Source organism: Sinomonas sp. (assembly GCF_036848755.1).
Classification (GTDB): Bacteria; Actinomycetota; Actinomycetes; order Actinomycetales; family Micrococcaceae; genus Sinomonas.
In genome coordinates this window covers 1-14,192 of record NZ_DAIUJO010000092.1, presented here as the reverse complement: position 1 = coordinate 14,192, position 14,192 = coordinate 1, and the positions used below count along the sequence as shown (strand labels likewise).

Here is a 14,192-nt window from a genome sequence, read left to right as displayed (position 1 = left end):
GGGGGGCGGCGGAGATGGCGGCGCCCCGCGTCAGGCGAACCCGCGCCTCCTCGCGTCAGGCGACCCGCGCCTCCCCGCGTCAGGCGACCCGCGCCTCCCCGCGCAGCGCATCGCCGTGCGCCGCGATCCGCGCCTGGTGCAGAGGCGAGCGACGCAGGATGAGCCACGCGACGAGCAGGATCGCGAACCAGACGGGCGTCACGAGGAGCGCCGCGAGCGTGTCGGGCTGGGTCGTGAGGGCCCACACGAGAAACAGGAAGAACGCGTACACCACCCACACCATGGCCGGACCGCCCGGCATGCGGTACGTCGACGCGGCGTGCAGTTCGGGGCGGCGCTTGCGGAACACGAGATAGCTCGCGAGGATGATCGACCACACGAACATGAAGCACACGGCGGACACGGTGGTCACCATGTCGAAGGCCGTGCCGATGTCCTTCCCCGCGTAGAGGAGCACGACGCCGGAGAGCAGGAGCGTGCACGAGAGGAACAGTGCGTTCTGGGGAACCTTGCGCGAGGAGAGGCGCCCGAAAACCGAGGGGGCGTCACCCTCTTGGGCGAGGCCGAACACCATGCGCGACGTCGAGTAGATGCCGGAGTTCGCGCTCGACATCGCCGACGTCAGGACCACGAGGTTCACGAGCGTCGCGGCGGCGCCGAGGCCAGCGAGCGAGAACATTCCGATGAACGGCGAGTGGCCCGCGCGGAACTCCGTCCACGGCGTGACCGACATGAGGATGACGAGCGCGCCGACGTAGAACAGCCCCACGCGGATGGGGATGGCATTGATGGCCTTCGGCAGGTTCCTCTCGGGACTCTTGGTCTCGGCGGCGGCGGTGCCCACGAGCTCGATGCCCACGAAAGCGAAGACGGCGATCTGGAAGCCTGCCACGAAGCCCATGAACTCCTTCGGGAAGAAGCCGCCATGCTGCCAGAGGTTGCCGAACGAGGCCGTTCCCGCGGAGGATGTGAAGCCGGAGAACACCATCGCGAGCCCGGTCGCGATGAGGGCGAGGATCGCCACGATCTTGATGAGCGCAAACCAGAACTCGACCTCGCCAAACGCCTTGACCGTGGGCAGGTTGAGGGCGAGGAGGGCGAGGATCGTTGCGATCCCGGGGACCCAGAGAGGGATGCCGGGCCATAGGGTGTCCGCGTACCCGGCGATGGCGACCACGTCGGCGACCCCGGTCACAACCCAGCAGAACCAGTAGGTCCAGCCCGTGAAGAAGGCAGCCCACGGGCCCAGGAGATCGCCCGCGAAGTCGCTGAACGTCTTGTAGTTGAGGTTGCTCAGGAGGAGCTCGCCCATGGCCCGCATGACGAAGAAGAGCATGAAGCCGATGATCATGTACACGAAGATCACGGACGGTCCCGCTACGGAAATCGTCTTTCCGGAACCCATGAAGAGCCCTGTACCGATCGCTCCGCCAATGGCGAGGAGCTGGATGTGCCGGTTGGAGAGGCCGCGGCTCAGCCCCTCCGAACCTGCCCTGTCTTCTGTGATCTTACTCATAATGCGAAGGCCTCTTCGTGATAGCTCTAAATGTGATCCCTATAACAGGATTTCACCTACCTTACCGCTACCTGTCTGGGCCAAAAGCAGTGCAACTTGCCGAAGGGGGTATATCCAGTTGCATGAAATAGGTTTCGTTACCCTAGACTGGACGATCTGAAACACCCCTTTGGATTCGGAAGGAGCGTGCGCATGTCCCCCGATGTGCACCACCACCGCAGCCTGAGCGTCGTCGTCGACCATGCCCATGAGATCGACGCCGCGTTGGGCCGCGCAATTGAGACGCTTCAGCAGACTGCTGTTGCCAACCCCTGCTGCGGGATCCTCGTGACTCGCGAGGCCGCGGGCCAGTACACCGTAGCCCACGACACGAGCGTCCCGTTCGGCTTCACGCAGCAGCGCATCGCCTGATCCGAGGCGACCGGCCCCCCAGCGGCCGCCCCAGATCACACACGACGACGCCGGGCGTCCCTCCCACGGGAAGGGGCGCCCGGCGTCGTTTGCCTAAAGGCCTCAGCTGCTTGAGGGGACTTGCTTGAGGGGACTTGCTCGAGGGGACTCAGCGCGAGCTCGTGAAGAGCAGGCCCTTCGGATGAATCGCCGCGAGCTGTGGGATCGCGGTGAGGGAGCCGTTCGAGAGGTTGAGTGACGCGAGGTAGTTGGCGCCGGAATTCGGCGTCACGGACGTGACGACGTCGCCGGCGAGGAAGTTCCCACTCACCGAGTAGACGGCGTTGTGATCCGAGTCGGTGATCCAGAGGGTCTGCCGAGCACCCGTCGCGAAGGCGGTGTCATCGACCGGCGCGGGGAGGTTGAGCACCTCGAGCCGTTGCTGCGGAGTGCCGGCACGTCCGGCGAAGACGAGCTGCTGGTCGCCCTGGGAGTCGAGGACGAAGTCCTTGGCGAATCGGGGGCTCTGCGCCGGGACGACCGCGCTTGAGTCCGGGTCCGTGAGCGCGAGCGTCGTGGTTGTTCCCGCTTGGGGCCCGTCGGCGAGCTCGGCCTGGGCGTCGTCGGCGAAGACGGGCGTGAGCGCCGCCGTCGAACCCGAGAGCGTCGCGCGGTAGAGCGCCGGGCCCGTGCTGTCGGAGGGGTTCGAGGCAGAAATGAAGATCTTTCCCTCGAAGATCTTGGCGGAGTCGGTGCCGCCTCCGTGGGTCAGGCCGGTGTACGTGTAGTCCTTGACGCCGCGGGCGCCCAAGGCGGGGCTCACCGTGTGGAAGGACGAGCTGCCGTCCTCGTTCGTCGTCACGAGCAGCCGGCGGCCGGCCTCATCGGACCCCATGCCGTCGATCCGCCCCGTGACGCTCCACGAAGCCCCCGCCTTGCCGTCGAGCGAGTACTGCTGGATCGTGCTCGCCGTGGCCCCGCTCGGGGAGGCCTCGCCCATCGGGCCGACCCCATTCTGGTACGCGACGTAGACGCTGTCGCCGAGTCGCGTGATGTCGTCCGGCGCCGATTCCCCGGGCTGTGGCGCGAAGGCCCTGACGGCGTAGGCCGAGGGCGCGGGGGCCGAGGGCGCGGGAGCCGCAAGCGCGGGAGATGCAGTGCACGCGAGGGCCGCAGCCGTCGCGATCGCGGCGGCGGGCAGGAAGGTCTTGGGGGAGATGCTCATGACGTAGTCCTCCGTGGTCGTCGGATCCGTCCCCCACCAATGGAAGCCTCCGCCCCCCGTGTGGCCGAACGGCGGCCACCGCGTGAAGTGCAGATGTCCTTGCGGTGGCCACCAAACTACGTGGCTGCCGGCTCCTTGAGGGCAGCCTTGGGGTCGCGGAGCTTCGCGTTCGGGAGGGCCAGCGTCACGAGGAACGCGATGACCATGAGCCCGGCTGCCGTGAGCATCACGATGTCCACGGACTGCGAGAAGCCGTCCTTGATCGGATGCGTGAGCACCGAATTGGCCTTGGAGAGCCAACTCGTGTCGTTGAGGTTGTCGGCGCCGAGGCCGCCGCCGGAGGTGCCGCCCTTGAACAGGTCGAAGAGCGGCTTGTTCGCGGGGTCGGCGATGACGGCGGGGTTGTGGAGGGTCTTGAGGAAGTCGGGCTGGGTCACGGCCGTCTTCATCGCCGAGCTGACCTTGTCCGCCGCGAGGCTGAACAGCATCGAGATGAACACGGCGGTGCCGAGAGCGCCGCCCATCGACCGGAAGAAGGCAGCCGTCGAGGTGCCGACGCCCATATCCTTCAGCGGGACGGAGGTCTGCATGGCCAACACGAGCGGCTGCATGCAGCATCCGAGGCCCATGCCGAAGAAGACGGCGATGGCTGCGGGCACCCAGAGCGGCGAATCGGCGGTGAGGGCGAAGCCCATGGCCGTGGAGGAACCGGCCAGCAGGAGCGTGCCGATGACCGGGAAGATCTTGAACTTGGACGTCCGGGAGATGGTGCGGCCTGCCGTGATCGACGCCGTCATGATGCCGACCGTGAAGGTGATCATGAGGAGCCCAGCCTCGGTGGGCGTCAGTCCCTGCACGAGCTGAAGGTAGAGCGGCAGCATCGCGATCGCGCCGAACATGCCGATCCCGATGATGAAATTCAGGAGGGCCGAGAGGCTGAACTGGGGGTTCTTGAACAGCCGAAGCGGAATGAGCGCGTAGTCGCCAGCACGCTTCTCGAACAGCACGAACGCGGCCAGTCCCAGCACCCCCACGACGTAGCACGCGAACGAGTCCACTGACGTCCAGCCCCACCCGCGGCCCTGCTCGGCCACGAGAAGGAGGGGTACGAGACCGACCGTGATGGCGGCTGCCCCCAGATAGTCAATGCGTTGGCGCGTGTGGCGCGACGGCAGGTGGAGGAAGAAGAACACGGTGACGAGGGCGGCGATCCCGACCGGGACGTTGACGTAGAAGACCCAGCGCCAGCCCGTGATCCACAGGATCTGGTTCGCTCCCGCGAAGGCGCCGCCGACGACGGGCCCGAGCACGGACGAGACGCCGAACACCGACATGAAGTAGCCCTGGAACTTCGCGCGGTCCTCAAGCGGGACGATGTCGCCGATGACGGCGAGCGCGAGGGCCATGAGGCCGCCTGCACCGAGACCCTGGATGCCGCGGGCGACGGCGAGCTCGCCCATGGAGTGGACGGAGCCGGAGAAGATCGAGCCGCCGAGGAAGATCGCGATCGCGGCCATGTACAGGGGACGCCGGCCGAAGATGTCCGAGAGCTTGCCGTAGAGCGGCGTGCTGACGGTCGAGGTGATGAGGTAGGCCGTGGTCGCCCAGGCCTGGAGGCTCAGGCCGTCCAGGTCGTTGGCGATGGTGTAGATGGACGTCGAGACAATCGTCTGGTCGAGCGAGGCGAGGAACATGCCTAGCATGAGGCCGACCATGACGCCAGTGATCTGACGGCGGCTCAGCTTTCCTGGAGCAGCGGCGGAGGGTGCAGCGTGAGACACGGGAGGCTCCCGGGGACGAGAAGGTGTGGGGGAAGATCGGGGAAGATTCGTTGCTTACCGTAACTATCGTAAGTCGGTTTCTCTTCCCGATTGCCCGTTGTTTCTCCCCGTTCTTCCCCCCACCATCCCTTCCCTGAAGCCCTGTGCTTACTCCCGCGCTGCCTTCCCCGGCCGAACGAAGAGGGTCTCGGCCTGCTCGAGGGACATGCCGTTGGTCTCGGGAACCTTGGTGAGCACGAAGAAGAACGAGAGCGCCGCGAACGCCGCGTACATCCCATACGTGAGCGAGAGCGACCACGCGGCCATGGGCGGGAATGAGACCGTGATGAGGAAGTTCGCGATCCATTGGGCGGCGGCTGCGATGCCGAGACCGCGCGCGCGGATCGACGGCGGGAAGATCTCGCCGAGCAGCACCCACACGAGCGGTCCCCACGAGGCTCCGAAGCACACCACGAACACGTTGGCCGCGACGAGCGCGATGGGACCCCACGCGCCCGAGAGGGCCGGCTCGCCGTTCACGAGGCTCGCGGTCGAGAAGGCCAGGGCCATGGTCCCGAGCGAGACGGCCATCCCGATGGAGCCGACGAGCAGGATCGGGCGTCGGCCGACCCGGTCCACGAGCGCAATCGCAATGAGTGTGACCAGGATGTTCGTGATCGACGTGACCACCGAGATGGTGAGCGAGTCCTCCTCGCGGAAGCCGACGGACTTCCAGAGGGTGGTCGAGTAGTAGAAGATCACGTTGATTCCGACGAACTGCTGGAACACCGAGAGCGCTATGCCGACCCACAGGACGGGCTTGAGGCCGAGGGCGTGGCCGCGGAGGGCACCGCGGCGTTCGGAGAGGCGGTCTTCTTCGATGGCCTGGCGGATGTCCCGGATCTCGCGCTCGATGTCGTCGTCGGGCGCGATGGACCGGAAGACGCTCCGTGCGGCGTCGTCGTTGCCCCGGAGCACGAGGAAGCGCGGCGACTCCGGAAGGACGAAGGCGATCCAGCCGTAGACGACGGCGGGCACCGCGCCGGCGATGAACATCCAGCGCCACGCGTCGACGCCGAACCACAGCGTGTGGGTGGCCCCGCCGGCTCCGTTGGCGAGGAGCGCGTCGCTCAGGAGTGCCGCGAAGATGCCGGTGGTGATCGCGAGCTGCTGGAGCGACGCGAGCCGCCCGCGGATCTGCCGGGGCGAGATCTCCGAGATGTAGGCGGGAGCGATGACCGAGGCGAGGCCGATACCCAGACCGCCGACGAGGCGCCACGCGATGAGATCCCACAGGCCTACCGAGAAGCCGGTGCCGATCGCGCTCGCAAGGAACAGGAGCGCGCCGAGCTTCATCGCCGGGATGCGGCCGAAGCGGTCCCCTACGGCGCCGGCCAGCCAGGAGCCGACGGCGCAGCCCAGCAGCGCGACGGCGACGGCGAAGCCCGTGACGGCGTGGGAGAGCGCGAAGCTGCCTTGGATGGCGTCGACTGCGCCGTTGACGACCGAGGAATCGAAGCCGAACAGGAAGCCGCCGACGGCCCCTGCAACCGCTAGGCCGATCACCTTCCCGTGAGAGGCCTTCGGCGCCGTCGCGCGGACGGCATGTTCTTGGGGTTCCTGCACCACAGCGGGCCCTGCCTTCGCATGTTTGCTTTCCACCTGTCTGGACGAACAGGTGTGCGCGCTGGACCCACCAGCGGGCGCGCAGAGCGCCGTGCCAGTCTGCCACTCCTCGCATCCGACCACCAACGCCGGGACCAGCCGTATCCGTTCTGTGATCGGGCCGTTACCGAGCTCGTGGCGCGCTTGTCGCGTTTGCTGTGCGTGGGTCGCCTGCGGGCCGGGTAGGAGGATGCCAACTTCTCTAGCCGAAAGGCACGATGCCATGCCGCAGCCGACGCCGCCGCGCACGAACCTCTCAGCCCTCTGGACCGACGGCCTGGGCCGGGCGAGCATCCGCTCGGTTCAGGCCCTCGCCGTCGCAGCGCTCGTCGTCGCACTCGTGTGGGCCATGACGCGCGTACCCCTCGTCCTCATCCCGCTCACCCTTGCGCTCATCCTCGCGTCCGCGATCTCCCCCCTCGTGCACTTGCTGACCGCCAGGCACTGGCCCCGCGCGCTCGCGGTCGCCGCGTCCTACGTTGCGATCCTTGTGGTCTTCGGAGGGATCGTCACGGGCGTCGTGTACTTGATCAGGGCTCAGGCCAAGGAACTCACCGATCGGTTCACCAACGGCATCGCCCAGCTCCACGCGTTCCTCAACAACGGGCCCGTCAAGGTCAGCGACGCGCAGATCACGAGTGCCCGCGACTCGATCCAGCGCTTCTTCACGAACGGGAGCATCGGCGCGGAGGCGCTGACCGGAGCGCGCACGGTGGGGGAGATCCTTGCCGGAATCGTCCTCATGATCGTCATCCTGTTCTTCTTCCTCAAGGACGGAGCGAAGATCCGCGGCTTCTTCGTCGGCTTCATGCCACCGCGGCACCAGCCCACCGCGCACCGCGCCCTGGAGCGCAGCGCCCACGTGCTCGGCGGCTACGTCCGGGGAACGGCCCTCATCGCGGTGATCGACTCGATCCTCGTCGCCATCACCCTGCTGATCCTGCGCGTCCCGCTGGCCGTGCCGCTCGCGGTGTTCGTCTTCATCGGCGCCTTCATCCCGATCATCGGGGCGACCGTAGCGGGGCTCCTCGCCGTCGTCGTCGCACTGGTCTCCAGCGGACCGCTTCCGGCCCTCATCGTCCTCGCCGTCCTGATCGTGGTGAACCAGCTCGAGCACCACATCCTCCAGCCGCTGCTGATGGGGCGCGTGCTGAGCATCCACGGCCTCGCGATCGTGCTCTCGCTCGCGGCCGGCACGATGCTCGCCGGGATCGTGGGGGCGCTGCTCGCCGTGCCGGTCACGGCCGTGGGGTGGACGATCATCAAGACCTTCACAGGGCGTGACTAGCGGTCCGCGCGCAGCGCCTCCCGCACTGTCGCGAGCAGCGAGCCGAACCGCTCGTTGCGCGGAAGCTCGTCGAGCAGGATCGCCTCCCCGTCGGGGCCTGCGAGAGGAATCCGCCAGTTGGGATACTCGTTCTCGGTGCCGGGCTGGTTCTGGGTGCGCCGCTCCCCGACGGCGTCCACCAAGGCGACGCCGAGGAGGGCCGAGGGCGTGAGGGCCGTGAAGGCGTAGAGGGCTTCCACGGTCCGTTGGACGTCGACCGGGGACTCGACGTCGGCCGCGGACTCGACTGGCGGCAGGAGCCCTCGCTCGCGGACCCGCGCGAGTACGGCCTCCTGCTCCGCGGCGTCCGCGGCGCGCTCTTCCTCGACGGGCCGGCGCAGCAGCCCGAGCGACTCGCGCAAGGTGACGTGCTCGCCAGCGAGGTAGCCCGCCGTCGGCGGCAGGTCGTGCGTGTTGACGCTCGTCAAGCACGCGCGCCGGTACTGTTCCGGCTCGAGCGGGCCACCGTCGTCGTGCTCGAACCACAGGATCGAGGTGCCGAAGATGACCCGTTCGGAAAGGTAGTCGCGCACCCACGGCTCGAACACGCCGAGGTCCTCGCCGACGACGATGGCGCCGGCGCGCTGCGCCTCGAGCGCGAGGATCCCGATGAGGGCCTCGTGGTCGTAGTAGACGTACGTGCCCTCCTCCGGGCCGCCGCCCTCGGGGATCCACCACAGGCGGAAGAGGCCCAGGATGTGGTCGACGCGGATCCCACCCGCGTGGCGGAGGATGGTTCGGAGCATGTCCCGGTAGGGCGCGTAGCCAGCCGCGGCGAGGCGGCTCGGGTGCCAGGGCGGCTGGTTCCAGTTCTGGCCCTGCTGATTGAACACGTCCGGCGGGGCGCCCACCGTCACCCCCTTGGCCAGGACGTCTGCGAGCATCCAGGCGTCGGCGCCGTCCAGCTTGACCCCGACGGCGAGATCGTGGACGATCCCGATCTCCATGCCGGCCTGGTTCGCGCTCCGCTGCGCCCGCTCGAGCTGCTCGTCGCAGACCCACTGGAGCCAACGGTGGAATTCGATGCGGTCAGCGAGCTCTTCGCGCAGCTCGGTTGCCCGGGGGGAGGAGGGCGACGACGCCGCAGCCCACTCGGGAGAGGACGGCGGCAGCGTTTCGGCGAGCGCGCACCACAGGGCAAAGTCGTCGAGGCCGCGACCCAGCTCCGAGCGGAACCGCTCGTACTGCTGGTCCCGGGAAGGACTGCGCGGAACGGCGAAGACGAGCCGGAGCGCGGCGAGCTTCGCGTCGAAGGCCGTGGCACGGTCGAGCAGGTCCGCGACCCGGTTGGCGGTGTGCAGCCGGGCGGCCAGCCGCTCGACTTCGTCGCGGGCCGTGGGGCTGAGATAGCCGTACTCGGGGATGTCCTCGATGCGGAGGTAGAGCGGATTGAAGAACCGGCGCGTCGCGGGCAGGTAGGGGGAATCTTCGACGGGAGGCTTGGGCTCGGCCGCGTGCAGCGGGTTGACGAGGACGAAGCTCGCGCCTTGGGCGCCCGAGATGGCGGCGAGGTCGTCAAGGTCGGCGAAGTCGCCGATTCCCCACGACCTGGACGACCGCACGGAGTAGAGCTGTGCCATGAGGCCCCAACGTCGCCGGTTCTGGAGGCGCTCCGTCGTCGCGAGCCGTGCCGGGGTCACGATGAGCGGGCACTGGGCGACGCGGCCCTCGTTTTCGGCGTACAGGGTGTGCCAGCCGAGCGGAAGGTGGCGGGGGAGGCCGAACGTCGCGCGGCCGGTCAGCACGCCGTCGACCTCTCGCGGACGTTCCCAGTCATCCTCCTGCACGGCATCGAAATGGCGGCCGTCCTCGGCCGAGATCCAGACCCGGAGGCCGCTGCCGTGGGGGACGTGCAGGCGCACCCGGTTCACTTGGCCCTCGCGGACGACGACGGCGGGCGGCAGGAGCTGGCGCCAGGGCTCGAGCGCGGCGTCGGCGAGGGCGCTTTCAACCTCCTCGGGCGTCTCGGCCCGGACTCCGAGGGCGGCGAGCACCTTGCGCAGCGTCGCGGGCGAGACGGCGCGCTCGGCGCCGTCGAAGCCGTAGAACGAGGTGGCCACGCGGTGTGCAGAGGCCAGCTCGCGGAGGAGCGTGTCAGTTCGGTCGTGCTGGATCTGCTCTGTTCCGGCCATGGCCCCACTCTAGGCCGCGGGCCGGGACTGCGCCGAGGAAGGCGCAGCCGGGAAGGTCCGTATCGGAAGGGAGTAGCCTGTGGGTCTGTGACTTCTGTGAACAGCACCACGGTGGAGATTCCCACGGCCGACGGCGTCGCCGACGCCTATTTCGTCCATCCGGACGACGGCGCTCCGCACCCCGGCGTACTCCTCTACATGGACGCGTTCGGGCTCCGGCCGCATCTCGAGGCGATGGCAGACCGGCTCGCCGAGGCGGGTTACGCGGTCCTCGTGCCGAACGTGTTCTACCGCAGTGGCCCCGCCCCGGTCTTCGACCTTCCCGAGTTCATCGACACGTCCCAGCGGACCGGCATCTTCGACCAGATCGGCCCCGTGATGCGCGAGCTGACCCCCGAACGCGCGGTGAGCGACGCCGAGGCGTATCTCGCGTGGCTCGACTCCCGGCCTGAGGTCGCGGACGGGCCGGTCGGGGTCACGGGTTACTGCATGGGTGCGCGCCTCTCGCTCCGCACGGCCGGAGCCTTCTCGGAGCGTGTCGCGGCGGCGGCCGGCTTCCATGGAGGGGGACTCGCGACCGACGCCCCCGACAGCCCGCACCTCGTGGCCGACCGGGTCACCGCGGAGCTCTACTTCGGGCACGCCGACCACGACCACTCGCTCCCGCCCGAGCAGATCGAGCGGCTGAACAAGGCACTCACCGACGCCGGCGTGCAGTTCCGGGCGGAGGTGTATGAGGGTGCGAGCCACGGCTACACCCAGGCGGACACGGCCTCATACAACCGGGACGCTGCGGAGCGCCACTGGAAGGAGCTGTTCGCGCTCTTCGACAGGGCGCTCCCGCAGGGCGAGGCCCGCCTCTAATCGAGCCCCTCGGTGATCGTCCCGTACGGGTTGGCCTCGTCGACGACCGCCTGAACGCTCCCGGCGGTGAAACGCACGTGCACTCCGTGGCGCTCGCCCGCCGCGGACTGCTCGAGCACTGGCCGGACGGTCTCGACGAAGGTCTGGTCCTTGTCCTGGAGATATGCGGCGTATTGCTCTGGAAGCTCTGGCATTGCGGTCTCATCCCTTCTCTCATTTTCGCAATCATTGCGCCTTCGCAAGCATATGCCTGAAGGTGGCCTCGGGGAAGTCCTGACACCGGAATCGCCTGGTGGGACGTCACTTCCTATCGGATATAGGATTTACGGGGTTTGAGCTGGTTGTCGTGCGCCATCCGCACGGGTAACACCCAGCCACTGAGGAAGGAGTGCTCCGTGGATCGGAAGCCCCGGGTCGTCGTGACGGACCTGGACCAGCCGTCGCTCGCAGAGGAAGAGGAGATCAGCGCCGCCGAGGGCTTCGAGCTGGTCCGGGCTGAGTGCCGTACCGAGGACGAGGTCGTCAGAGCCGCGCAAGGAGCCGACGCGCTGATCGTCCAGTACGCTCCCATCACGCGGGCCGTCTTCAAGGCACTCCCCGGTCTCAAGGTCGTCGCCCGGTACGGCGTGGGCGTGGACACGGTCGACGTCGAGGCCGCGACCGAAGCGGGCGTCGCCGTCTGCAACGTGCCCGACTACGGCACCGAGGACGTCAGCGACCACGCGATCGCCCTCGCGCTGAGCCTCGCGCGCGGCGTCGTCGGCCTCGATCGGGAGATGCGGTCCGGCAACTACTCGCTCGCGCCCGTCCAGCCGCTGCACCGCATCGCGGGGCGCGTCTTCGGCGTCGTCGGGCTGGGGCTCATCGGCGCTGCGACCGCGCGGAAGGCGCGCGGCGTGGGCTACGAGACCATCGGCTTCGACCCCGTCTACGAGCCGGGTACGACGACGCCGGCCGGCACCGAGGTCGTGGGCTTCGACGAGCTGATCCGCCGGGCGGACGTCGTCTCCCTCCACGTGCCGCTCAACGCGCACACCCGTCACCTCGTCGGCGCCGACGTGCTCGCGGCCATGAAGCCGGGCGCCGTGCTGGTCAACACCTGCCGGGGCGGCGTCGTCGACACCGAAGCGCTCATCGAGGCGCTGCGCTCGGGGGCGATCCGCGCGGCCGGACTTGACGTCTTCGAGCAGGAGCCGCTCCCCGAGGGCAGCCCGCTGTTCGAGCTGCCCAACACCGCACTCACGCCCCATGCGGCCTGGTACAGCGAGGAATCCCAGGTCGAGCTCAAGCGCCGCACGGCGCAGAACGTAGCGGACGTGTTGGCGGGACGCAGGCCCAGGAACATCGTGAACCCGGAGGTATTGGCATGACGACGACCCAAACATCCAAGAAGCCGGGCAGCGCGCCCGCCGTGTCGGCGCCCGACGCGCGCGTGCCCGTGCGCCGCCAGCTGCCCAAGGTTTCCGAGGTGCGCGAGCTCCTCCAGTTCCGCGCGCCCGTCCTCGATCCGGTCCGGCGCCGCCTCGAGGGCGCGCTCACGATCGAGGACCTGCGCAAGATCGGCCGGCGGACCACGCCGCGCGCCGTCTTCGACTACGTCGACGGCGCCGCCGAATTCGAGGTCACGGCGCAGCGCAACCTCGCGGCCTTCCGCGACGTCGAATTCGTCCCGGAGACCCTGAATTCGGTGGCCGAGCCCGATCTCTCGACCGAGCTGTTCGGCGAGCGCATCGCGTTCCCTCTCGTGTTCGCACCCACCGGGTACACCCGCATGATGCACCACGAGGGCGAGGCCGCGGTGGCCCGCGTCGCTGAGCGCAACGGCCTCCCGTACTCGCTCTCGACCGTTGGCACGACGACGATCGAAGAGGTGCGGGACGCCGCTCCGAACGGGCAGAACTGGTTCCAGCTCTACCTGACGAACGACGAAGCGCTCAACGAGGAGATGGTGGGGCGTGCGCTCGACGCAGGCTGCAAGACCGTCATCCTCACGGTCGACACCGCCGTGGCTGGCGGCCGCCACAAGGACACGCGCAACGGCCTGACCATCCCGCCGTCGCTGACGGTGAAGACGTTCCTCGACATGTCGCGTTTCCCGTACTGGTGGTTCAACAAGCTCACGACGCCGCCGATCAACTTCGCGTTGCTCCGGGACTATCCCGGAACGTCGGCAGACGTCGCGGCGATGCTGTTCGACCCGGGGCTCAACTACGGGGATCTTGAGTGGCTGCGCAAGGCGTGGCCGCATCATCTGCTGGTCAAGGGCATCACCAACCCGCAGGACGCGGCGCGCGTCGTCGGACTCGGGGCTGACGGGGTCGTGGTCTCGAACCATGGCGGGCGGCAGCTCGACCGGACCCCGGCGACGCTCGATGTCCTTCCCTCGGTGCGCGACGCCGTGGGAGACGAGGCGACCGTGCTGCTCGACAGCGGGGTGCGCAACGGCCAGGACATCATCGCCGCGATCGGGCGCGGAGCGGACGCGGTGATGATCGGCCGGGCGTATCTGTACGGCCTCATGGCCGGGGGAGAGCGCGGCGTCGAGCGGGCTGTCGAGATCCTGCGGACAGAGTACCGCCGCGGGCTCCAGCTGCTCGGGCTGCGGGCGACGAACCAGATCGCCGCCCGCCACGTGCCTAGAGCATCCTGAACAGGTGCACGACCACCTTGTCGGGGTACCGCTCGCCGGTGCCGACGAACAGAGTCCGGTTGACCCAGTCCCACGTGGGCGCTGAGGTCCGCAGCCGTACCGCGCACCGGAAGTAGATCTCCGCTGGGGCCACGGCCTCGCCCCGGATGAGGCGGGCCATGGCCTCGCGGCTCCCCGAGCGGAGGGCGGCGTTGTCCACGGAGATGACGGCGCCGTCGTCCGTCTCGAGCGCGTAGCGGGCCTCGAGTTCGGTCAGCTCTGGGGCGTGAAGCGTCTGGAAGTCGGCCCCGCCGGGCAGGACCCGGCCGGAAAGCCGCGGCCCCGCCACCGTCCCGCCGGTGATCGGGATGATGCGCCGGTGCCCCTCGGGAGTCGGGCCGACGTCGATCGGCTCGGCGATGAGGACCGAGAGCGTCCCCACGTGCTCGAGGGCAGGTGGCTCGAGGACAGGGGGCGGTGGGGCCGGGGTCATGATGAGGACAGTACCCCGAGGGTGATCCGGCTCGGAGTGGCCTCGCCCCAGAGGATGCGCTGCCGGGCCACTGCCGTGTCCGAGGAGTCGAGGGCCTTGGCGCCCGTGTTGAGGTTCCGATCCCACTTGGGGTGGCAGCTCGAGGTGACCTGCACGCGGACGCGCTCCCCGGGCTGGAACGTGCACGCGGT

At 68.7% G+C, this 14,192-nt stretch carries 13 protein-coding genes; 5 read left to right on the top strand and 8 right to left on the bottom strand.

Features of this window, described 5'->3' with window-relative positions:
* Positions 1-79 precede the first annotated feature (79 nt).
* The gene (locus V7053_RS14010; protein ID WP_334172888.1) at positions 80-1,516 is read right to left on the bottom strand and encodes an amino acid permease; all 1,437 of its coding nucleotides are present in this window, start codon (positions 1,514-1,516) and stop codon (positions 80-82) included.
* Positions 1,517-1,708: 192 nt separating this feature from the next.
* Between V7053_RS14010 and V7053_RS14005 the strand changes: the two genes are divergently transcribed.
* Entirely contained in the window at positions 1,709-1,927 is a 219-nt protein-coding gene (locus V7053_RS14005; protein WP_334172887.1) for a hypothetical protein, read from the top strand.
* A gap of 148 nt (positions 1,928-2,075) precedes the next feature.
* Here V7053_RS14005 and V7053_RS14000 read toward each other — a convergent pair whose 3' ends face one another.
* From V7053_RS14000 to V7053_RS13990, 3 genes are all read right to left on the bottom strand, one after another.
* Positions 2,076-3,131 carry a hypothetical protein gene (locus V7053_RS14000; protein WP_334172886.1) on the bottom strand — a complete coding sequence of 352 codons (1,056 nt, stop codon included), beginning with the start codon at positions 3,129-3,131 and terminating at the stop codon, positions 2,076-2,078.
* A gap of 116 nt (positions 3,132-3,247) precedes the next feature.
* Positions 3,248-4,912 carry an MDR family MFS transporter gene (locus V7053_RS13995; RefSeq protein ID WP_443022619.1) on the bottom strand — a complete coding sequence of 555 codons (1,665 nt, stop codon included), beginning with the start codon at positions 4,910-4,912 and terminating at the stop codon, positions 3,248-3,250.
* A gap of 147 nt (positions 4,913-5,059) precedes the next feature.
* A complete protein-coding gene (locus tag V7053_RS13990; protein ID WP_334172890.1) occupies positions 5,060-6,517 on the bottom strand; it encodes a sugar porter family MFS transporter in 1,458 nt (485 codons plus the stop codon).
* Between the two features lie 262 nt (positions 6,518-6,779).
* Here V7053_RS13990 and V7053_RS13985 point away from each other — a divergent pair, with 262 nt between their 5' ends.
* The gene (locus V7053_RS13985; RefSeq protein ID WP_334172885.1) at positions 6,780-7,844 is read left to right on the top strand and encodes an AI-2E family transporter; all 1,065 of its coding nucleotides are present in this window, start codon (positions 6,780-6,782) and stop codon (positions 7,842-7,844) included.
* Here V7053_RS13985 and malQ read toward each other — a convergent pair.
* Entirely contained in the window at positions 7,841-10,015 is a 2,175-nt protein-coding gene (gene malQ / locus V7053_RS13980; protein WP_334172884.1) for a 4-alpha-glucanotransferase, read from the bottom strand. The two genes, V7053_RS13985 and malQ, sit on opposite strands and share 4 nt — an antisense overlap.
* Before the next feature lie 87 nt (positions 10,016-10,102).
* Here malQ and V7053_RS13975 point away from each other — a divergent pair, with 87 nt between their 5' ends.
* Positions 10,103-10,879, top strand: a complete 777-nt coding sequence (locus V7053_RS13975) for a dienelactone hydrolase family protein (protein WP_334172883.1) — start codon at positions 10,103-10,105, stop codon at positions 10,877-10,879.
* On the opposite strand, the gene V7053_RS13970 is transcribed toward V7053_RS13975, so the two are convergent.
* Positions 10,876-11,073 carry a hypothetical protein gene (locus V7053_RS13970; RefSeq protein ID WP_334172882.1) on the bottom strand — a complete coding sequence of 66 codons (198 nt, stop codon included), beginning with the start codon at positions 11,071-11,073 and terminating at the stop codon, positions 10,876-10,878. The two genes, V7053_RS13975 and V7053_RS13970, sit on opposite strands and share 4 nt — an antisense overlap.
* A 201-nt stretch (positions 11,074-11,274) precedes the next feature.
* Between V7053_RS13970 and V7053_RS13965 the strand changes: the two genes are divergently transcribed.
* Entirely contained in the window at positions 11,275-12,249 is a 975-nt protein-coding gene (locus tag V7053_RS13965) for a C-terminal binding protein (RefSeq protein ID WP_334172881.1), read from the top strand.
* The gene (locus tag V7053_RS13960; RefSeq protein ID WP_334172880.1) at positions 12,246-13,529 is read left to right on the top strand and encodes an alpha-hydroxy acid oxidase; all 1,284 of its coding nucleotides are present in this window, start codon (positions 12,246-12,248) and stop codon (positions 13,527-13,529) included. Before V7053_RS13965 ends, V7053_RS13960 begins: the two co-directional genes overlap by 4 nt.
* On the opposite strand, the gene V7053_RS13955 is transcribed toward V7053_RS13960, so the two are convergent.
* The gene (locus V7053_RS13955; RefSeq protein WP_334172879.1) at positions 13,516-14,001 is read right to left on the bottom strand and encodes a DUF3237 domain-containing protein; all 486 of its coding nucleotides are present in this window, start codon (positions 13,999-14,001) and stop codon (positions 13,516-13,518) included. The two genes, V7053_RS13960 and V7053_RS13955, sit on opposite strands and share 14 nt — an antisense overlap.
* The coding region (locus V7053_RS13950) for a CocE/NonD family hydrolase C-terminal non-catalytic domain-containing protein (RefSeq protein WP_334172878.1) at positions 13,998-14,192 on the bottom strand (195 nt) is incomplete at its 5' end. The genes V7053_RS13950 and V7053_RS13955, both read right to left, overlap by 4 nt.

Coding starts and splice junctions, on each gene's coding strand:
- V7053_RS13955 (WP_334172879.1), bottom strand. CDS start 14,001: ATGACCCCGGCCCCACCGCCCCCTGTCCTCGAGCCACCTGCCCTCGAG.
- V7053_RS13970 (WP_334172882.1), bottom strand. CDS start 11,073: ATGCCAGAGCTTCCAGAGCAATACGCCGCATATCTCCAGGACAAGGAC.
- V7053_RS13960 (WP_334172880.1), top strand. CDS start 12,246: ATGACGACGACCCAAACATCCAAGAAGCCGGGCAGCGCGCCCGCCGTG.
- V7053_RS14010 (WP_334172888.1), bottom strand. CDS start 1,516: ATGAGTAAGATCACAGAAGACAGGGCAGGTTCGGAGGGGCTGAGCCGC.
- malQ (WP_334172884.1), bottom strand. CDS start 10,015: ATGGCCGGAACAGAGCAGATCCAGCACGACCGAACTGACACGCTCCTC.
- V7053_RS13985 (WP_334172885.1), top strand. CDS start 6,780: ATGCCGCAGCCGACGCCGCCGCGCACGAACCTCTCAGCCCTCTGGACC.
- V7053_RS14005 (WP_334172887.1), top strand. CDS start 1,709: ATGTCCCCCGATGTGCACCACCACCGCAGCCTGAGCGTCGTCGTCGAC.
- V7053_RS14000 (WP_334172886.1), bottom strand. CDS start 3,131: ATGAGCATCTCCCCCAAGACCTTCCTGCCCGCCGCCGCGATCGCGACG.